Origin of the sequence: Vibrio sp. A8-1 (assembly GCF_013048685.1) — a bacterium.
Lineage (GTDB): Bacteria > Pseudomonadota > Gammaproteobacteria > Enterobacterales > Vibrionaceae > Vibrio > Vibrio metschnikovii.
In genome coordinates this window covers 1-19802 of record NZ_VHTC01000046.1, presented here as the reverse complement: position 1 = coordinate 19802, position 19802 = coordinate 1, and the positions used below count along the sequence as shown (strand labels likewise).

Genomic DNA, 19802 nt, shown 5'->3' with positions numbered 1-19802 from the left:
TTAGGGGCTTTCTTTCTGCTCATAACAAACAGGATGAAGCACTGGAATGATCACTCAATAGTAAAAAGTGGATCAAGTGCTGAGTGTCACACTTTTTCTGTCAATAGGGGCTTGGTGAACACTTACTATATATCGAAGAGGATGATCCGTTTATTTAGCCCATAGCGCGGCCAATGAACTTTCATTCGTACGATAAAGCCGGTAACTTGCCCAATAACTGACCATGCCAATCAAAAGATACGCCATGAGATTACCGATACCAACCTCATTGACTATATTGGACATGGTCGAAGCCGTGACTAATTTTAGCGGAAAATTAAAGATAGCGTTAAAGAAATCACTGATAAGGTAAGAATTAAACATCGCGATCGACAACCATTTTAAGGTAAAACCACCAATAAACATGACTAATAGTGGTGAATTAAACAGTTGTGACATAAGTAAAGTAAAACATGCTAATGGAATTAAACACAAACCGACTAGCCACATTAAGCCAATGTAACTCAAACCATGCTGCAATGCGTACCACAAAGAACGCTGAGCAAATAAAAATCCAAATCTTTCATTGGTTGCCATATTGAGCACCCAGAGGAAAATATCTGAAAAAACAACCAATAAAGAGCAGATAACAGGGATTAATAGTAGTCCAAAAGCCAGTTTCACCATATGGACCATGGTATTTGTGACCGGCATACTGCGCCAAAACATCGCGCTGCCTTCTTTTCGTTCTTTACGAAACGTTTTCGGAAAATATAAAGCGCTTAACATTAATGATACCAAGCCAATCATCATCGTAATGAATTGATTGAAGCTCTCAACGGCAGAACCATCAACATGGGCAAGCGTGTCAGAATATTCGACATCGAAAAATAGATTATTCCCAAGTGAAACATTCATTAATAAGCTAATGAATAATAATATTCCGCATGCTAATAAAAATAGAGGAATTCGGGTAACACTTTTATTTTCAATCAGCTCTTTTTCAATCATATATAGACTTGCATGCATTATGCTTTCTCCTTTTGTAGAGCAATAAATAAATCCGCTAATTTGATATTATGTACCGTTCCGAAAGCTTGTACTGTTTCTCGATGTTCTGCGGCCAGCAACCACTTGGTGGTGCCTAATCCGACTTGTGTACGTAACGGATTCAATTTTCCAATCTCGTCTGCGTAGCTAGAGTTGGCCTCTAATACACAATAATTCTGAGTTAGATTATCCATCGAATCTTGTAAAACAACGTTGCCTTGTTTTAAGATCAGCACATCGGTCAGCAAATGTTCAATTTCTGCTACTTCATGGCTAGCAATAATTAATGCTCGCTCACCATCATGAAACCACTCTAATAAATGACGATAAAAGGTTTCTCGATACATAAGATCAAGCCCTAATGTGGGCTCATCCAAAATCAGCACTTGGGTATCGGTTGCAATCACTAAGGCTAAATGGAGCTGAACTTTCATCCCTTTGGATAACGTGCGAATTTTACTCGATAAATCAATATTGGTTTCTGCTAACACTGAACGGGCCTTGGTTAACGAAAAGCTGGGATGAACGCCAGAGGTATAACGTAACAATTGCTTCACCGTCATCCAGTCCGGCAGCACATTGACATCGGAAATATAGGCCAGTATTTCCATGACCTGAGCATGATCAGCAATCGGATGAAGACCGTTAATCGCGATGTCACCTTGGTAGTAGTGGGCACCTAATAAAGCGTTAATTAGGGTCGATTTACCCGCACCATTATGACCCAACACGCCTAATACTTGCCCAGCATGAAGAGTAAAACTCACTTCATGCAGCGCCTCTGCTTGTTTAGCGTACTGTTTAGAAACCTGCTTTACTTCAACTAATGGATTCATTGTTCACCTTCAATATGCCGTTTTAATTGGCTAATAAAATCATCTAAGGGCATCTCTAGCACACGAAGTGTGTGGGCTATTTCTGGGATTTGCTGCTGCAAAAAATGCTGTTTCTGGCTGTTTTTTAACTGCTGAAGTGCACCTTTTATGACATACATTCCCTGACCCCTGCGCTTTTCAACCAGTCCTTCGTCAACCAGTAATTGATAACCTTTCATTACCGTTAAGTGATTAATTTTCAGTTCAGCCGCCACGGTTCTTACTGACGGTAAGGCCTGATCTTCTTGCCAAATCCCTTGTAAGATCTGTTCAATGATCTTGTCGGCTAACTGACGAAAAATGGGCTGGTTATCTTGCCACTCTGTCATATTTTTATACCGATATGGTGTTATACACAGATATAACAGTAAACCTAATGCGCCGTATTGGCAAACTCTTTTTACTCAATTATAAAAATAAGGGCGGGTTTAAACTCAAATAGTAAGAAGAAACCATGAGACGACTGCTTACAATTGAGCTCGATTTGAGGTTACTGATGGACTTGCGTTAGTGGGGAGCATTAGTATACTTTGCTCTCTGCAAGTAGGAATCATTTACAATGAAATCAAATAAAAACAAGAGTTTAATCAGTAATCTGTTACTGAACGTTATCATCCCTGTTGTTATTCTCAGTAAGATGAGTGGTGAAGATAATCTAGGGCCGACCTGGGCGCTGATCGTTGCCCTCGCCTTCCCATTGATTTTTGGTATCGTGAGTTTTATTCAAGAGAGAAAAATCAACTTTTACTCCGCTCTTGGTTTAATCAGTGTTCTGTTGACTGGTGGTATCGGTTTACTGCAATTAGATCCCGCCTACATTGCGATTAAAGAAGCGGCGATTCCAGGGATCATTTTTATTGGCATATTGATTAGCAATGCCATCGGATACCCGGTTGTCAAAAAGATGCTGCTTAACGATGATATTGTCGATAATGAAAAACTCAATCAAGCGTTAGAAAAATCCAACAATCACGCTGAATTTGAGAGCAAAATTAATATTTGCTCATACATCATTGCTTTTTCGTTTCTGGTTTCAACGGTATTAAACTATGTGCTTGCCAAATGGATAGTGACGAGCCCAGCAGGGACAGAAGCGTTTAATGAAGAGATCGGTAAGATGACCGCCCTCAGCTTTCCAGTCATTGCTTTACCCGTCACGATCATCATGATGGGAGCATTGTTCTACTTATTTAAAAGTATTTCGACCATTACCGGTAATAAGATTGAAGATTTTCTGCGCTAAACCGCCTACAGTGACAACATAAATAATAAAACCCACGGCTTGCGTGGGTTTTATTATTTATAGGCCAAAACCTGACTTATTGTTGCTGGCGAGCCAAGTGTTGAATTTTACCAACAATCGCTCTTAGTCCATTACCTCGAGTCGGGCTAATGTGACGCTCTAAATCTAACGTTTTGAAATAGCTATCGATATCAAACGCTAGGATCTCACTGGCGGTCTTATTGTGATAAGCCGCCAAGACAATCGCCAATAAGCCGTTAACGATGATCGCATCGCTATAAGCAAAAAGCTGTAAACGACCCTGCTCAATTTGAGTATGCAGCCATACTTGGCTCTGACACCCCGGTACTAGATCTTCATCTCGCCTTTGCTGATCATCAAACGGCGTTAATGCCTTGCCTAAATCGATGATGTATTGGTAGCGTTGCTCCCAATCGTCAAAAAAAGCCAAATCTTCGATGATCTCTTGGTCACTTGGTAGGTTCATTTTTAAGCTCTATATCCTTACGAATTGATACGACATCGACTGGATTAAGGTGTCGTAACGGCTCTACACTAGTCGTGGAGCCAAGAATTAAAAAAACAGTCCGGTTTCGAGTTGGGCTTCTTCACTCATCATCTCACGTGACCATGGTGGATCAAACACTAAGTTGACCTGAACCTTATCGACATGAGGCACCATACTCACTCGATGTTCAACATCACCGACTAAAACAGGCCCCATTCCACAGCCTGGTGCCGTTAACGTCATTTCAATCTGTACGCAGCGAGCAGCCTGATCAATCGACACTTGATAGATTAGACCTAGCGATAATAAGTTAACCGGGATCTCTGGATCATAGACGGTCTCTAAAGCCTGATATATTTGCGCTTGATCGATATTTCCATCTTTGGGTGTATCAAATTCAAGTTTCAGAGGCTGTCGACCAATCGCATCGGCATCAGTACCATCAACACGATACATATTTCCGCGCCACGTGATGGTATAGTTACCGCCCAGATCCTGAGTAATGGTGACAAACTCACCTTGAGTAAGAAGCTGCTTATCGCCATTAGGCACTCGCCTGACCATACAATCGCGTTCAAGGTTTACAATTCTCTGTTGCATTTAGTTAACCTTGATGCTCGAAAAGACAGTAACACTGACCACTAAGGTGTTAACTGACATTAAAACTTTCTCCACAGCCGCATTCAGCAACCACATTAGGATTATTAAACTTTACCACGCCATTTAAACCATCTTTAACGTAGTCAAGTTCAGTACCTTGCAGCATCGCAATCGCCTCAGCAGCAATACTGACCGTCAACTTATCGCTTGCGTTGATCACTCGATCTGACTCTAGCGCCTGCTCTTGGATATCGAGAACATAGGCATAGCCATTGCAACCACTGGTTTTCACAGAGATGCGTACAACATGGTCAGGCTGACTCGCTAATTTATTTTCAAAATGACGAATCGCACTGTCGGTTAATGTCAGTACTGGTTGATTCGACACTTCAGGGGTATAAGTTTCTACCTGCATATAATTTACCTTAAACTAACATTTGCTGAGCTTTTTTAAGTGCAATGAACAGCGCATCGATTTCTTCTATCGTGTTGTAAATAGAAAATGACGCTCTCGCCGTACCAGGAACGCCTAAACGACGCATCAATGGCTGCGCACAATGATCGCCGGTGCGAATTGCAATCCCTTGTTTATCTAGAATAAAACCGATATCGGCTGGGTGACAACCTTCCAGTAAAAAGCTCAACACGCCAATTTTGTCGTTAGCATTACCAATTAATTGGAAACCCTCTAGCTCACTCGCGTGTTGCAACGCTCGCTCCATCAAGGCCCGCTCGTGTGCTTGCACGGCTGCGAGGTCAAACTGGCTAAACCAAGTAATGGCAGCGGCCAAGCCAATCACACCAGCGATATTGGGTGTACCCGCTTCTAATCGGTTAGGAAGGCTTCCCCACGTAGCGTCTTGATAAGTCACCTTAGCAATCATCTCACCGCCCGTTTGCCACACCGGCCAATCTTGCAATACCTCAGCTTTGCCCCAAAGTACGCCCACTCCTGTTGGACCAAAAACCTTATGACCAGAGAAGGCGTAAAAATCGCAGCCAATGTCAGCCACATTGACACCACCATGAGCAATGCCTTGCGCGCCATCAATTAACACCAGTGCCCCCACCTCTTTGGCTTGTGCCGTTAAGGCATGGATAGGGTTAACCGTACCAAGCGCATTAGAAATGTGTGGCATCGCCACCAACTTGGTCGATGAATTCAGCAGCGATGTAAATTGCTCGACATTCAGCTCACCATTATCTTGAATAGGAGCGATGACCAACTCGGCACCACTCTTCAGGCACGCCTGTTGCCAAGTCACCAAATTCGCGTGATGCTCCATTTCGGTGACCAATACTTGATCGCCAGGCTGCAAACGCTGCGCGATACCATGCGCAACAATGTTGATCGACTCGGTAGTCCCGCTAGTCCAAATCACTTCACTGCGATCAAAAGCGTGGATATAGTTAGCGACCACATCACGGCCATGTTCATAACGTTGTGTTGCTTGATCCGCTAAACGGTGAACGCCACGATGGACATTAGCATTACACTGAGTATAAAAATCGGTAATCGCTTCAATAACCGCCATCGGCTTTTGCGTCGTCGCGGCATTGTCTAGGTAAACCAGAGGCTTACCTTCAACATTTTGATTAAGAATAGGAAATTGCGCTCTAACCGCAGCAACGTCGAACGCAGAGGTCTCGACCATTATCTTACCTCCATCTCTTTAAAACGAGCACTCAATATAGGCGCTAACCACTCAGCCAAAGCTTGATTTGGCATTTGGTTAATCAATTCTTGAATAAAGCCAACATTGAGCATGACTAATGCCTGTGAACGGCCAATGCCACGCGACATCAAATAATACAGCGCTTCTTCTTCAATTTCAGCCACCGTTGCACCGTGAGCACATTTCACATCATCGGCGTAAATTTCTAACTCTGGCTTGGTATTGATCTGGCCACGGCGTGACAAAAGTAAGTTACGATTATTAAGCTCAGCAAGGGTCTTTTGCGCATCACGATGAATGTGAATACGGCCATTAAATACTGCTGTCGCTTTGTCACCGACAATACCACGTACATTCTCTTCACTAGTACCATTAGGTTTTGCGTGTTCAATAGTACTGTGCAGATCAAAATGCTCCGATTCACCCAATAGATAAACGGCGTTCATTTTTGCTTCTGCATGCTCACCACTATGAATGATATCAACATCAAGGCGTGACAATTGGCTACCAAAGCCAATCACCGTGCTGTTTAGCTGAGCATGATCGTTAAGTGAGAAATGTGTGCCACCAAAATACAAAGCTTGCGGGCTATTGATCAGAAATTGATAATGCTCTAGCTCAGCATGTGTATCAAGCAAACACTCCGTGAAACCGGTGCGTAAATTATCACCGCTGCCTTGAGCATGCTCAATCAAGGTTAATTTGCCATGATGACCAAGATTAACTTGCACACGATAATGGGCTTCATAGCCATGATGATTGTGATGAACGATTCGGATCGGAGTCGTGCAATGGCACTCAGGATCAACATCGATAAACAATACATTATCAGCCAATACATCGTTGACCATACCGAATAAATGGCGCGATGGTTTGACCTGAGAAAAACGGCTCACCGCAGCTGCTTGTTGGTCAGCGGGTAGGCTTTGAGCACTATAGATACTGACACCCTGTGGTAAATTTAGCGCGCTTAAATCGGTCTGCAATTGACCATCAACAAACACTAAATCGATGGTTTCAAGCCCAGCGATTGGCGCTAAGTTGAACGGCGCATTGTCTGATTTCGGCGACAGTTCTAGCTGCTCTAAACAAGAGAGTGAGGTATAACGCCAAGCTTCAGTACGTCGGGTCGGCCAGCGGGTTTGACGCAGAGCATTAAGCGCTTGTTGACGAACCGGGCTCAGCCAATCATTGGTTTTCGAGCCACGGTCTATCACTTGCTGAAGCCATTGACTCATTACTCAGCCCCCTCGCTATCTTCTAAGCCAAGAAATGCGTAACCCTGTTGCTCAATTTCTCTGGCTAATGAAGCATCACCGCTTTTGACAATTTGGCCGTTAGCCAAAATGTGGACAAAATCGGGTTCAATGTAATCAAGCAAGCGCTGATAGTGAGTAATGACCACAAAGCTACGATCTTTACTGCGCTGGCTATTCACGCCGTTAGCAACCACTTGCAAAGCATCAACATCCAATCCTGAATCCGATTCATCTAAAATACATAGGCTTGGCTCTAATAAAATCATTTGCATGATTTCGTTACGTTTTTTCTCACCACCGGAGAAGCCTTCATTAACGCCTCGTTTCAGAAAATCGAGCGGCAGTTGAACTTGCTTACTGGCTTCTTTGGCTTTTTTCAAAAACTCAGCAGCCGTCAATGGCTCTTGTCCGCGATGGGCACGCATGGCATTCACTGACTCTTTCATAAATTCCATATTGCTGACACCAGGAATTTCTACCGGGTACTGAAAGGCTAGAAATAAGCCGTGTCGAGCACGTTCTTCAACGTCCATATCCAGTAAGCTTTGACCATGTAACATCGCTTCGCCGTCGGTCACTTCATAGCCGTCGCGCCCAGAAAGCACATAGCCTAAGGTACTTTTACCCGCACCGTTAGGTCCCATAATCGCGTGAACTTCGCCCGGCTTAATGTCGAGATTTAGCCCTTTTATAATGTCTTTTTGCTCCACACGAGCGTGTAAGTTTTTAATATTTAACATGTAATAATTATCCTACTGAGCCTTCCAGACTAATTTCAAGCAGCTTACCGGCTTCCACGGCAAACTCCATTGGCAACTCTTTAAACACTTCTTTACAAAAACCATTGACGATCATCGATACTGCTTTTTCGGTATCTAATCCTCGTTGTTGGCATAAAAACAGCTGTTCATCGCTCACTTTAGAAGTGGTCGCTTCATGTTCTACTTTGGCACTTGGGTTACGACTTTCAATGTATGGGAAAGTGTGCGCGCCGCAGCGGTCGCCAATTAACAACGAATCACATTCGGTAAAGTTACGAGCGCCATCAGCTTTCGGCCCCATATGTACCAAGCCACGATAAGTGTTATTACTTTCACCAGCACTAATCCCTTTCGAGATAATCGTTGAGCGAGTATTTTTACCCAAATGAATCATTTTGGTACCAGTATCCGCTTGTTGGCGGTTACGGGTTAAGGCAACAGAGTAGAATTCACCGACACTGTTGTCGCCTTTTAAAATACAACTTGGATATTTCCAAGTGACTGACGACCCGGTTTCAACTTGTGTCCACGAGATTTTTGCATTGGTATGACAAATGCCACGCTTAGTTACAAAGTTATAGATACCACCCTTACCATCTTCATCACCGGGATACCAGTTTTGGACCGTCGAGTACTTAATTTGCGCATCGTCCATCGCCACCAATTCAACCACAGCAGCATGCAGTTGGTTTTCGTCGCGCTGAGGCGCGGTACAACCTTCAAGATAACTGACGTAACTGCCTTCATCGGCAATGATTAAGGTACGCTCAAATTGGCCAGTATTTTGTTCATTAATTCGGAAATAGGTTGATAATTCCATCGGGCAGCGCACCCCTTTCGGAATATACACAAACGAACCATCAGTAAATACAGCACTATTTAACGCGGCAAAGTAGTTATCAGAACGCGGCACCACGGAGCCAAGGTATTTTTTGACTAGTTCAGGGTATTCTTGCACCGCTTCCGAAATCGGACAGAAAATCACGCCTGCCTCTTTTAGTTTTTCACGAAAGGTGGTGACTACGGACACGGAATCAAACACGACGTCGACAGCAACCCCAGCGAGCATTTCCTGTTCATAGAGAGGGATTCCTAATTTCTCATACACTCGTAATAGCTCTGGATCAACCTCATCAAGTGATTTAGGTTTATCTTTCATGCTCTTAGGAGCCGAATAGTAGGATATGGCTTGATAATCCATCTTCGGATAGTGAACATGAGCCCATTCAGGCTCTTCCATCGCCAGCCAATTGTGGTAAGCTTTCAGACGCCATTCTAACATCCATTCTGGTTCGTTTTTCATGGCTGAAATACGACGAATCACACTTTCATCTAAGCCTGTAGCAAAGGTTTCAGACTCAATATCAGAGACGAAGCCTGCCTCATATTTACGGGATAATGCTTCATGAATTTGTTCAGTCATAACTTCGGTTCTCGCTGATGTCTTTATGCGCTGCTTTGTCATAGGCCTATAGTGTACCCATAATGGCGACCGCAGACGATAATCTTATGACGCAAAGATACAATACCCGAGTAAAATACTCAAGTATTAATCCACGCGACTTTAGGCTGGTTATTTTTTATCTATTTGTTTTATATGGATTTTATTCTAATTCATCACAAAAGTAAAAAATCCTCGTTTTGAACTTCAGTGTAATAAAAATTTCAAACTAATTGATTTATCAAACATTTTTTATTTTTTTGTCACGAGTACGACTCCGTCAATAACGAAATAAAGTGTAAATATATAAATTTGCTTTTCGATCTCAACTGGTTATATAACATGGCTTGATACTTCTATCTAACCGAGCTGCCCATGACTACTTTTATTATCATCATCGCTATAGTGCTGCTTATCGGCGTTTACGCGATCTCTATCTACAACAAATTGATTACCCTACGTAACCGCTTTAAAAATAGTTTTGCGCAAATTGAAGTCCAACTAAAGCGTCGTTATGATCTTATCCCTAACTTAGTGAGCACAGCGAAAGGCTACATGCAACACGAGCAAGAGACCTTTGAGCGTGTGATTCAGGCGCGTAATCAAGCGATTTCTGGTCTAAAAGCCGCGAGTGAAGCGCCAGAAAGTGAAACGGCCATTCAACTTCTCGGTCAAGCGGAGGGGATGCTCAAGAATGCACTGGGCCGGTTGAATGTGGTGGTGGAAGCGTATCCTGAGCTTAAAGCCAGTCAAACGATGATCCAACTGCAAGAAGAGCTCACCAGCACCGAAAATAAAGTCGCATTTGCTCGTCAAGCCTTTAATGATTCGGTAACCAGTTACAACACCTATAAGCAAACTTTCCCTCCCGTTTTATTTGCCAATATGTTTGGTTTTCAAAACGGTAACTTGCTTGAGTTTGCTGACAGTGAAGCAATTCAAGAAGCGCCTAAGGTGAGCTTTTAATGGATTTCTTTCAACATCAAGATACCGCCCGTCAACAAACTCGGCGCTTGGTGCTGTTATTGGCTTTCACTATGTTGTCGATTACTGCCCTGCTTAGCCTTGGCAGCATGTTCATTTATTTAAGTGTCTCTCATGCCTCATTGGATTGGCAAACGGCAATCCGCTTAAGCTTGTTGTGCTTCGCCGCACTGAGTCTCGTTATTGGCTTGAGTGCTTGGCTGCGTTTGTATGATCTGCAAAAGCAAGGGGGATGTAGCGTGGCCGAAAGTCTCGGTGGCCAGTTAATCGCCAGTGATACTACCCACCCCAAACATCGTCAGCTGCTTAATGTCGTGGAAGAAATGGCCATCGCCGCCGGTATTGCGGTACCACAAGTGTATTTGTTAGCTGATGAACAAGGGATTAATGCCTTTGCCGCCGGAATGAGTATTGACGATGCAGTGATTGGCATTACTCAAGGTGCGTTGGATAATTTCAATCGTGACGAATTGCAAGGGGTTATTGCCCATGAGTTTAGTCATATTCTCAATGGGGACATGCGCCTTAATACCCGATTGATTGGTTTACTGTTTGGTATTACCTGTGTTGCCTATTTTGGTCATCTCATCGTCGATAGTTTATCTCGCTCACGGCGGCGGACGATCCGACGCTCTTCTGATTCAGACAAAGGTGTCGCAGCGCTATTTGCGATTGGTGTCGTGTGCATTGTCTTCGGTTGGATTGGTACGCTATTTGGTTCAATGATTAAAGCGGCGATCTCTCGGCAACGCGAGTTCCTGGCTGATGCTAGTGCGGTACAATTTACTCGTAATGATCAAGGAATCGCTGGCGCACTAAAAAAAATTGCTGGTTATTCACCAGGATCGACATTATCCGCCAAAGCCAGCGACGAAATAAGCCATATGATGTTTGGTCAAAGCCGCCGACGTGGTCTTGCAGCGCTGTTCGCCACTCATCCACCTTTAGAAGAACGCATCCGCAGAATTGAACCGTATTGGGATGGCAGTGTACAAAGCATCAACGAGCATCAAACCCGCTCGTTTGCTGATTCATCAGTCAGCGGCTTTGCAGCAAGTGCAAGCTCGGCACCCGCCGCCCCCGCCTCTAGCACAATATCAACATCTGCTGAACTCTGCGCTAGCGGGCAAACGCTGATTAGTCAGTTGCCACAACCATTAATTGCGATGGCACGAGAACCATACAGTGCTCGCTTTGTTGCTTTTGCACTGATCTTTGATGGCAGTGAAGCGCAACGTCATATCATCAAACAGCATATTCCGATGGTATCCCAAGCCACTATTCTACCTTGGCTGGATTATGCCATTCCAACCCATCTTCGCTTGCCTTTACTGGAATTAAGTATCCCAGCACTTAAATCACTCAGTGAAGGACAAAGACATCGTTTGTGTGAAGTGTTACGTGAACTGTCACTCACTGATCATCACTATTCGTTGGCCGAATGGTGTGTGATTAATCTCCTAGAGAAACAATTACTGCCGACACTTGGTCCTACGCGTCAAAACAAATCTCTGGAGCAGTTGCAATCTAGCGTCTATTGGTTACTGCGTGAACTGGCTTGGGTTTGCCATGATGAGCAACAAGGTGCACAAATCGCTTTTGACAATGCGCTGCGCCATCTGAGTTTGCCAGTGATTCCTCTTGAACCTGCAGAGAATAATTGGCCATTAAGCCGTACCGCATTGGAATTACTACTGCAGTTAAAAGAGCGAGAACGAGCGCAAGTCGTCAAAGCTTGTCGATTGGCGATTGAATCAAACGGTAAGGTTACCGTTGCTGAAGGTGAATTGTATCGAGTCATTGCCTGCTTTTTAGAGATACCAGAACCGCCGTTAAGCCTATCGTCAGAGGATAAATAGCCATGGGCAGAATGATTTTCGATTTGGCGCAGGGCTAGGGTTATTAGCTCTAATGTGGATGCGTCGTTCACGTCAGCAATAGCAGTTATTAATACTGTCAAAATCAATCAGCAACCCAAGCTATCTCGATATCGCTTGGGTTGTTTTTTTGAATTATACGAAATCAATGGTCAATAATAAACGTCGTTCGTTCGGGATATATGCTGGTGAACGGTGAACTAACCCGTTGTTTTCATTCCCTTCCCAGCCACTGCCTTTTAGCAATGCGACATCACCAGTCGTCATTTGATGGATAATACTCTCTTTAGCGAATAAACCCGAGCAATCATCAGACTGACCCAGACTTCCGGCACCCAGTTTCGTTCGATCGAGCCCTTGGCTACCCAGCCACTGCGTGGCAGAACCAGCATAAGTGGTCACCAGTCGGCATGGAACATGATCGACATGAAATTTAGGACACATCGGTTTATCGAGTATCGTTAGCCGCACCCCGACTTCTTGCACATCAAACAAACAACAAAACATGTCGACAATCATTGCGATATCTTCACTCAATATGTCTGCGCAAACATAATCAGCAAGTTTCTCGCGTAAGTCTTCAGCCACATTCAATGGTGTGACTCGTAGCACTAAAGCCAGTGATGGGGCTTGCTGTATCAATAATTCGACGTTGTGTTGCAACTCGGTAGATAAAACACGTTGCCATATCGCAATGTTATGCTCAGGTTGATAGATATCGGTTAAAATGCTCGGCAGAGAACCTATCGGCAGGGCCTCTGCCTTTTCAATAGGAACCAATTTAGACGCTATTTTATCGCTCATGCTTCGTCCTCCCATCCTACAAATGGGTCTGGCAACGTCTGCCAAAACGTTTCTCCAGCGAACACCGCCTCTTCACTTAACAAACACTCATCCAGTGCCTTAGTCATCGCGACTTTATCTAGCCCCTGACCGATAAACACCAACTCCTGACGCCTATCGCCAAAGGGCTCTAACCAATGTTCTTCAATCGCTGCTAAATCATCTTCATTCGTTGGCCATTGGTCTTTAGGGATTGCTTTCCAAAATAAGCCAGCAAAACCATAGTCTGCAATGCCCCCAGCTTGATTCCATTGCCCGACGAGATCTGGGCGTGACGCTAACCAAAAGTGACCTTTCGACCGGAGCAATTTGCCAAAATCGCTGGTGTTATGTAAAAAATGATATAATTTTTCAGGATGAAAAGGGCGACGAGCCTGATAACTAAAACTACTGATCCCATACTCTTCTGTTTCTGGGATATGCTCGCCTCTGAGTTCTTTTAACCAACCGGGAGCTTGTTGTGCACGTTCAAAGTTAAATAAACCAGTATCTAATACCTCGGCGATATCAACTTGCCCATTTTGGATAGCGATAATGCGAGCATGGGTATTTAAAACCTTTAAAATTGAGGTTAAATGTTCGAGATCCGTTAGAGAAACAAGATCCACCTTACTGATCAAAATAACATCAGCAAACTCAACTTGCTCAATCAATAAATCTGTCACACTGCGTTCATCTTCGTCATCGAGGTGTTCGCCACGCTCTTGTAATGACTCAGCCGCGTGGTAATCACGTAAAAAATTCACCGCATCAACCACGGTAACCATAGTGTCTAAAATCGCAACATCGGAAAGTGAAACCCCCTCCTCATCCGCAAAAGTGAACGTCTCTGCAACCGGTAGTGGCTCAGAAATCCCTGTTGATTCTATCACCAGATTATCGAAACGCCCCTCCTTCGCCAATTGATTGACCGTAATCAACAGATCTTCACGTAGGGTGCAACAAATACAGCCATTACTCATTTCCACCAGCGTTTCTTCTTGATGATTGAGCGACACTTCGCTTTTTACGGTAGCTGAATCAATATTAATTTCACTCATATCGTTGACGATCACCGCAACTTTCTTGCCTTGACGATTATTCAAAATATGGCTGAGCACGGTGGTTTTTCCTGCGCCAAGAAAACCAGACAGGACCGTGACTGCAAGTTTTTTCTGGTTCATAGCAGTGACTCCAAACTGAATATGAATTCGAATCAGTAACCAGAATGAACATAAGTGCACGGCAACTGATCAATTTCGTTTTTGAACTTGATAAACGGTGACTTAGTGCGTTTTAGATTGATACCACCACCAAGCAAAATCAAATGTTATAACATAACAATAAGATTGCCAATCTTTGGTTGGAAATAAAAAATCGGTTATTAATGTGGCGAAGAAGTGTCAGTGTTCATTCAAGTTAGAATATTTGCAGGAAAAGAATAGCGTTTATGGCGGGAGGTTAAGCAGTGATAAAAGAAAAACCCTGTACAAAAAAGAACCTATTCCATTTTGTACAGGGTTCTTGACCCTTATGTTTCGCTTGTCGTTTAAAACTACCTTTGCCTTTTTGCGCCTTAACCACTCGAGTACGAAATAACGAACTGGTGACAACGGCTTTCAGCGCATTATCTTTGATCACCCCTCGGCCATGATCTAACGCTATTTCCTGCGTATGATCCGCTTTTGACTGCGGAGGAAACGGTTTTTTCTTCACAATAACACCTCGTTTAAATTGAATCATTTTATCATCCACCGTTTAAGCAACATCTATACTCAAACGACTTGAAACCATAGACCGACCGTCAGTTGATAAGTTCCCAATCACATGAATAAACCCTATGATTGGGATCAACGAACACAATCAAGGCCGCCACGGCTTCCAACGGAAAGAGTATAATCCATCAAAAGTAGGAAGCAAGACGTGACCTAATTGACTATTTACTTACAGAGACTTTAAATGCCCCTACATGGTGATCAAGCGTTTTGGCCAACCCTGACAAATCTTGGCTACTAGCCTCCAAGCTGTGACTATCTTCTAAACCGGCTTGCGCTGCTTGGTTAACGTTATCCATATTGATATTAATCTCGTTAGCCACGCTCGATTGCTCTTCAGTCGCGGTTGCCACGTGAGTGTTCATGTCCAATATAGTACTGACTTGAGTAGCAATACTTTCCAATGCCCGTAAGGCTTGTTCCGTGGCACGATTGCCTTCCTTCGTTAACGCCTTACTGGTATCCATGGCATCAACCGCATTTTGGGCTTCTTTTTGCAGTAGATTGATAGTGGATTGAATCTCTTCCGTCGATTTTGACGTCTTAGTGGCAAGGCTACGTACTTCATCCGCAACAACGGCAAATCCTCGTCCGGCTTCACCAGCACGCGCGGCTTCGATAGCAGCGTTGAGCGCCAGTAAGTTAGTCTGCTCAGAGATACCACGAATCACATCCAGAATCGAAACAATAGACTGCGTACGTTCAGCGAGGGAAGTAATCACCGTCGACATATTGTCCATTTCCGTATCAAGTTGATTAATCGTCTGCGTCGCTTCGAGCAGAGTTTGCTTACCTGCTTCAGTTTCATCATTAGCCGACGATGCAGAATCTGCGGCATTCGAGGCACTGTGTGAGATCTCATTAATAGTCGCGATCATCTCATTCATCGAGGTCACCACCAGCAAGGCCTGCTCGCTTTGGGACTCTCCGCGTCTGAGCGATTGTGCCGCCTTATCACGTAAAGCCTCCGCCGACCGTCCAAGCTCTTCACCAGTTTCGACAACATTGCTAATGATGTGATCAATCTTCTCAACAAAAGTATTGAAAGCCACTGAGATACGGGTGATTTCATTGTTACCAGTCACGGGTAAGCGTACCGTCAAATCACCATCCCCTTTGGAAATATCGGCCAATGCATGTTCTAATCCTTTAAGTGGGGCGAATAAACGATCCAATACCCAGATCAGTACCAACATACAAACCACAAAAATCGAACCAATCGCGGTGAGCTGTGCAATCGCGATACCGTTTGCAGCGCTATCCACTTCTGTTATCGGAATACCAACATCAAATGCTCCCCATAAACGTCCGTCAACATAGATTGGCATCATGATGTCGTATACCCACACGTCTTGAACATCGGCGTACCAACGTGAATGTTGAGGCTGACCTCGTCCTGCTCCGGCAATCGTATAATCATCCGTATAAGCACGACCAATCCTCTCTCGGTCACTATGCGCCATTGCTTTAATATTTCTATCAATCACAACCGCGTAACTTATATCACTGCGCTTTCCTAATGATTCAACCATTGACTGCAAATCAGCTTCGGGATTCGTAGAGTGGGATAAAATATAACTGGCGTTTTCAGCCAGAAGTTCAGCCTGAGATTGAGAACGCTCAAGGATAATATGATCTATCTCGTCACGTGAGATAAAAGCGGTGGCGGCTATGCTTGCGATTGCTGCGATCGCAAACATGGCACATACCACGATTAAAATAAGTTTTTTCACTCCATTACCTTATCAATCATTTAAAGTGGATCCATGGTCAAATTGACCTTGCGTCAGCAGTTTACACCACTTAATTTGGTATGAAAGAAAATCACTAATCGAATTGAAACAAAGCTTGTTTTTTGGCACTTTCTGGCTCATTAAATAGTAGATAAACCTTAAAAACTTTAGGCCTATAAGAATATTCATATAGCAGAAAAGCTCGAACTTTAAACTAATATTGATTGGCGTTAACGAGCAAAAGCCGTGATTTAGATGACGATAATTAGGTACGTTTACTCGTATAATAAAAACGATTAAGACCAGTAAAACTTGTAGATTCAAGTAATTAAAATCTCGAAGCTCAGTGCTTTTTCTGTTGGTAGTAGCAAAGGGAAATACAATGGCTGAACGCATTGAAGGCCTAGATTTTATCCGAGGGGTTGCCGTTCTCGGTATACTGTTTATGAACATCATGGCGATGGCAACCCCTATTGAGGCCTATTACAGCCCATTTTGGCGCGAAGGCTTATCAGCATGGGAAGTGCCTGTGTATCATCTGCAAAGCCTGTTGTTTGAGAGCCGCTTTATGTCGATCTTCAGCCTGCTGTTTGGTGTGGGATTGTATATTCAGTATCAAAGTGCGCTAGCAAAAAACCTCCCAGCGCAGGCCAGATTGTCGTCACGGCTACGTTGGTTATTATTGTTTGGCCTTTTGCATGGTTTTTTACTTTTTGAGGGCGATATTTTAACGCTGTACGCCTGCTGTGGATTTTTGCTGATACGCTTACTCGATCTCAGCAGCAAAAAGCAATGGGTTCTGGCATTCGTACTGATGGGTTTAGGCCAACTGGTGATGCTGGGGTTCGTTGCCCTACTGATGTATCACGACATCCCAATTTTCACCGCAGAGCTACCCTTGAGTGGAACAGACCTCACAACACTGCAACAAACATGGACCAGTTACCCAGACCGATTATTGGCACAAACCATCAACTTTGCACAATTCTTACTATTTATTCCATTAACCGTGCTTTGGTATAACACCGGCTTAATGCTGATCGGTATTTTGCTGTACAAAAACGGTTTCTTTCAACAAAGTCGCTGGCTACCTTGGGGGCTTGGTTGCTTACTACTCGGATTAATTTCAGGATGGGGTGTACAGCAGCTACGGATAACATTCGGGCTGAGCTTAGACGTTGGCTTCTCGACGATACTTTTGATGATGTTGACCGGTTTGCTGTCAGCGATTGGCTACTGTTCGCTATTGATGTTATTTACCAACCATCATCATGTGTTGGTTCGCTTATTGAAGCAAGTGGGCAGAATGGCATTTACGCTCTATATATTACAAAGCGTCATGGTTTATCTGATCTTTGTTTGGCTTGCTCCGCAGTTATGGGGGCAACTTGGTAGACCAGAGCTGATGGTATTAGTGATTGTGTTAACCGTTTTTCAAATATGGTTTGCTGATTTCTGGCAACGTCACTATGGGCAAGGCCCGTTGGAAAGAGGCTGGCGATATTTAGCTTATCGACGGTTTAGCCATTAATAGCTCAGCGGGACACTTAAGTTGTTTACCAGTAGCAGGTTAGCTGAAAGCGGTTTTTGACTCTATTGGCGTATTCTCTCAATGTTCATGTTTTCAACTCAAGTATGCGAGCTTATAACGTGTGCTCCTCCCCCCGGCTTCACTTTTTACTAAGCAACCAATCTCGACCAAAGCCGCTAAATGACGAGAAGCGGTTGGCTTACTCACTTTCGCCACTTTATGGTATTGCGACGTATTAATGCCTTGGTCAAAATCACCATCAAGCATTCGATTGAGCACTTTTACTTGTTCTGAGAAGAGTTGCGTTTGATCGACATTTCGCCAGAAGTTTGTTTTAAAAACCGTTTGGTCGATTTCTTCGAGCACATTGGTGAATGTTTCACCTAAGGTGTTTAAAAACCAGATAAGCCAAGCGGTAATATCAAGTTCACCTTTCTGGGATTGCTCTAATATTTCGTAGTAGCTTTTACGGTTGGCCAAAATCGCCACTGACATTGCATAGAAACGGACAGATTGACGCTCAGCCTGGGCCAGTGCTAAATCAGTGAGTAAGCGGGTGATCCTGCCATTGCCGTCATCCAAAGGATGCAGAGTCACAAACCAAAGGTGTGTTATCGCAGCTCTAAGCAAAGGGTCTAAAGCAGGATCCTCACGAGAGTCATTAAACCAGCGGATAAAAACGTCTAGTTCGGGCTCAAGCACAACTCGGCTTGGCGCTTCAAAATGCACCGTGGGTTTATCAATCCTACCCGACACAACCTGCATAGGCTCTTCGCCGCGCAACTTCCCTCCTATCAGAGGATTGAACAAGGCGTAACCGTCAGGAAACAGTCGTTTATGCCATTGTAATATTCTCTCAAGTGAGAGCGGCGAATCTAAATTCTCCACCGCATCTAGCATTATTTCTGCGAGGCCATCAGTGCGTTCAGTGGTTGGAAATGGCTTTTCCTCACAAAGACCAAGCTTATTAGCCAACGACGAGCGAACAGAAAAAGCATTGAGCTTCTCACCTTCAATGGCACTCGAATGAATAATGTTCGCCAATAGCGTGTCTAACATACTTTGCTTTTGGTCTTTAGGTTGGCTCGACATCTTGCCCAACAACATTCCTTGCTGAAAACGAATGTCGCGTAACTTGGGTTCAACGATTTTTTCATCCCAGATAAAGTTCGGCCAATCAGCTTGTTGCCAGATCCACATCTTGTCGCCTTTTGATTTAAATAGCATCCTATTAAAATCATACTATGATTTGAATAAAAGAGATAATCGAATCTATATGTGATGCGAATAGGCCAGATATTCACCTCATTTTCCGAGGTTATCGGTAAAGTTTGTGTAACTATTCACCCAGGAGCTATTGACAGCAAATTTATGTGACTGAGTTAACTTGATCCCACATTCAACTTGAATGATCTTTTTGTGGTGGCAATCTGGAGGTATGAATAAGAAAACATTACCTCCGCCGCCAGATTTCGATTCGCCTGAAGAGGCGAAAGACATCATCCACTTTTTATGGAATAAGCTGGCAGAGCTTGAAGACCGACTAAATCAAAATAGTCGAAACTCTTCTGTGCCATCATCTCAACAACCCCTGCATAATAAAGCTAAGAATACTTCGCCAAATCGGAAGAAATCTGGAAAAAAGCAAGGAGCTCAACCAGGTCATAAAGGCCATCGCCGACTGCTTC

At 43.8% G+C, this 19802-nt stretch carries 20 protein-coding genes; 5 read left to right on the top strand and 15 right to left on the bottom strand.

The annotated features are described in order from the left end of the window. Positions 1-150 precede the first annotated feature (150 nt). Genes FKN93_RS15890 through FKN93_RS15880 form a run of 3 tightly spaced genes read right to left on the bottom strand, consistent with a single transcriptional unit; the run spans position 151 to position 2233 of the window. A complete protein-coding gene (locus tag FKN93_RS15890; protein WP_004395011.1) occupies positions 151-1008 on the bottom strand; it encodes a hypothetical protein in 858 nt (285 codons plus the stop codon). Next, positions 1008-1865: an ABC transporter ATP-binding protein gene (locus FKN93_RS15885; protein WP_004395010.1), complete on the bottom strand. Its 858-nt coding sequence runs from the start codon at positions 1863-1865 to the stop codon at positions 1008-1010. Before FKN93_RS15885 ends, FKN93_RS15890 begins: the two co-directional genes overlap by 1 nt. Beyond that, entirely contained in the window at positions 1862-2233 is a 372-nt protein-coding gene (locus tag FKN93_RS15880; RefSeq protein WP_004395009.1) for a GntR family transcriptional regulator, read from the bottom strand. Before FKN93_RS15880 ends, FKN93_RS15885 begins: the two co-directional genes overlap by 4 nt. 230 nt (positions 2234-2463) lie before the next feature. Here FKN93_RS15880 and FKN93_RS15875 point away from each other — a divergent pair, with 230 nt between their 5' ends. Further along, positions 2464-3147 carry a VC0807 family protein gene (locus tag FKN93_RS15875; RefSeq protein ID WP_004395008.1) on the top strand — a complete coding sequence of 228 codons (684 nt, stop codon included), beginning with the start codon at positions 2464-2466 and terminating at the stop codon, positions 3145-3147. 76 nt (positions 3148-3223) lie between these two features. Here the strand turns inward: FKN93_RS15875 and FKN93_RS15870 are convergent, their stop codons facing one another. The 7 genes from FKN93_RS15870 to sufB form a co-directional block, all read right to left on the bottom strand. After that, positions 3224-3634 (bottom strand): SufE family protein, encoded by a 411-nt coding sequence (locus FKN93_RS15870; RefSeq protein WP_004395007.1) that lies wholly within the window; start codon positions 3632-3634, stop codon positions 3224-3226. 87 nt (positions 3635-3721) lie between these two features. Continuing rightward, entirely contained in the window at positions 3722-4255 is a 534-nt protein-coding gene (sufT, locus tag FKN93_RS15865; RefSeq protein WP_040904222.1) for a putative Fe-S cluster assembly protein SufT, read from the bottom strand. Between the two features lie 49 nt (positions 4256-4304). Then, positions 4305-4670 carry an iron-sulfur cluster assembly accessory protein gene (locus tag FKN93_RS15860; protein ID WP_004395005.1) on the bottom strand — a complete coding sequence of 122 codons (366 nt, stop codon included), beginning with the start codon at positions 4668-4670 and terminating at the stop codon, positions 4305-4307. A 10-nt stretch (positions 4671-4680) separates the two neighbouring features. Continuing rightward, positions 4681-5910 (bottom strand): cysteine desulfurase, encoded by a 1230-nt coding sequence (locus tag FKN93_RS15855; RefSeq protein WP_004395004.1) that lies wholly within the window; start codon positions 5908-5910, stop codon positions 4681-4683. Then, on the bottom strand, positions 5910-7169 hold the full coding sequence (gene sufD / locus FKN93_RS15850) for a Fe-S cluster assembly protein SufD (RefSeq protein WP_170905609.1): 1260 nt from the start codon (positions 7167-7169) through the stop codon (positions 5910-5912). The genes FKN93_RS15855 and sufD overlap by 1 nt, the downstream gene beginning before the upstream one ends. Beyond that, a complete protein-coding gene (sufC, locus tag FKN93_RS15845) occupies positions 7169-7930 on the bottom strand; it encodes a Fe-S cluster assembly ATPase SufC (RefSeq protein ID WP_154167785.1) in 762 nt (253 codons plus the stop codon). Before sufC ends, sufD begins: the two co-directional genes overlap by 1 nt. Positions 7931-7937: 7 nt before the next feature. Beyond that, complete coding sequence (gene sufB, locus FKN93_RS15840) at positions 7938-9374, bottom strand: Fe-S cluster assembly protein SufB (protein WP_004395001.1); 1437 nt, start codon at positions 9372-9374, stop codon at positions 7938-7940. Positions 9375-9767: 393 nt separating this feature from the next. Between sufB and FKN93_RS15835 the strand changes: the two genes are divergently transcribed. Next, positions 9768-10358 (top strand): LemA family protein, encoded by a 591-nt coding sequence (locus tag FKN93_RS15835; protein WP_004395000.1) that lies wholly within the window; start codon positions 9768-9770, stop codon positions 10356-10358. Beyond that, the gene (locus tag FKN93_RS15830; protein ID WP_170905607.1) at positions 10358-12235 is read left to right on the top strand and encodes a M48 family metallopeptidase; all 1878 of its coding nucleotides are present in this window, start codon (positions 10358-10360) and stop codon (positions 12233-12235) included. The genes FKN93_RS15835 and FKN93_RS15830 overlap by 1 nt, the downstream gene beginning before the upstream one ends. 153 nt (positions 12236-12388) lie before the next feature. On the opposite strand, the gene FKN93_RS15825 is transcribed toward FKN93_RS15830, so the two are convergent. The 4 genes from FKN93_RS15825 to FKN93_RS15810 form a co-directional block, all read right to left on the bottom strand. After that, positions 12389-13057 carry a DUF1826 domain-containing protein gene (locus FKN93_RS15825; protein ID WP_170905605.1) on the bottom strand — a complete coding sequence of 223 codons (669 nt, stop codon included), beginning with the start codon at positions 13055-13057 and terminating at the stop codon, positions 12389-12391. Further along, positions 13054-14259, bottom strand: a complete 1206-nt coding sequence (gene zigA / locus FKN93_RS15820) for a zinc metallochaperone GTPase ZigA (protein ID WP_170905603.1) — start codon at positions 14257-14259, stop codon at positions 13054-13056. Before zigA ends, FKN93_RS15825 begins: the two co-directional genes overlap by 4 nt. A gap of 277 nt (positions 14260-14536) precedes the next feature. Further along, positions 14537-14818 carry a ribosome alternative rescue factor ArfA gene (locus FKN93_RS15815; protein WP_154167779.1) on the bottom strand — a complete coding sequence of 94 codons (282 nt, stop codon included), beginning with the start codon at positions 14816-14818 and terminating at the stop codon, positions 14537-14539. Between the two features lie 193 nt (positions 14819-15011). Continuing rightward, positions 15012-16583 (bottom strand): methyl-accepting chemotaxis protein, encoded by a 1572-nt coding sequence (locus FKN93_RS15810; protein ID WP_154167776.1) that lies wholly within the window; start codon positions 16581-16583, stop codon positions 15012-15014. A 382-nt stretch (positions 16584-16965) separates the two neighbouring features. Between FKN93_RS15810 and FKN93_RS15805 the strand changes: the two genes are divergently transcribed. Continuing rightward, positions 16966-18114 carry a DUF418 domain-containing protein gene (locus FKN93_RS15805; RefSeq protein ID WP_170905601.1) on the top strand — a complete coding sequence of 383 codons (1149 nt, stop codon included), beginning with the start codon at positions 16966-16968 and terminating at the stop codon, positions 18112-18114. Positions 18115-18207: 93 nt separating this feature from the next. On the opposite strand, the gene FKN93_RS15800 is transcribed toward FKN93_RS15805, so the two are convergent. Continuing rightward, the gene (locus FKN93_RS15800; RefSeq protein ID WP_170905599.1) at positions 18208-19314 is read right to left on the bottom strand and encodes a Fic family protein; all 1107 of its coding nucleotides are present in this window, start codon (positions 19312-19314) and stop codon (positions 18208-18210) included. A 238-nt stretch (positions 19315-19552) separates the two neighbouring features. Between FKN93_RS15800 and FKN93_RS15795 the strand changes: the two genes are divergently transcribed. After that, positions 19553-19802 (top strand): DUF6444 domain-containing protein (locus FKN93_RS15795; RefSeq protein WP_249374206.1); only part of this gene is annotated, 250 nt, incomplete at its 3' end.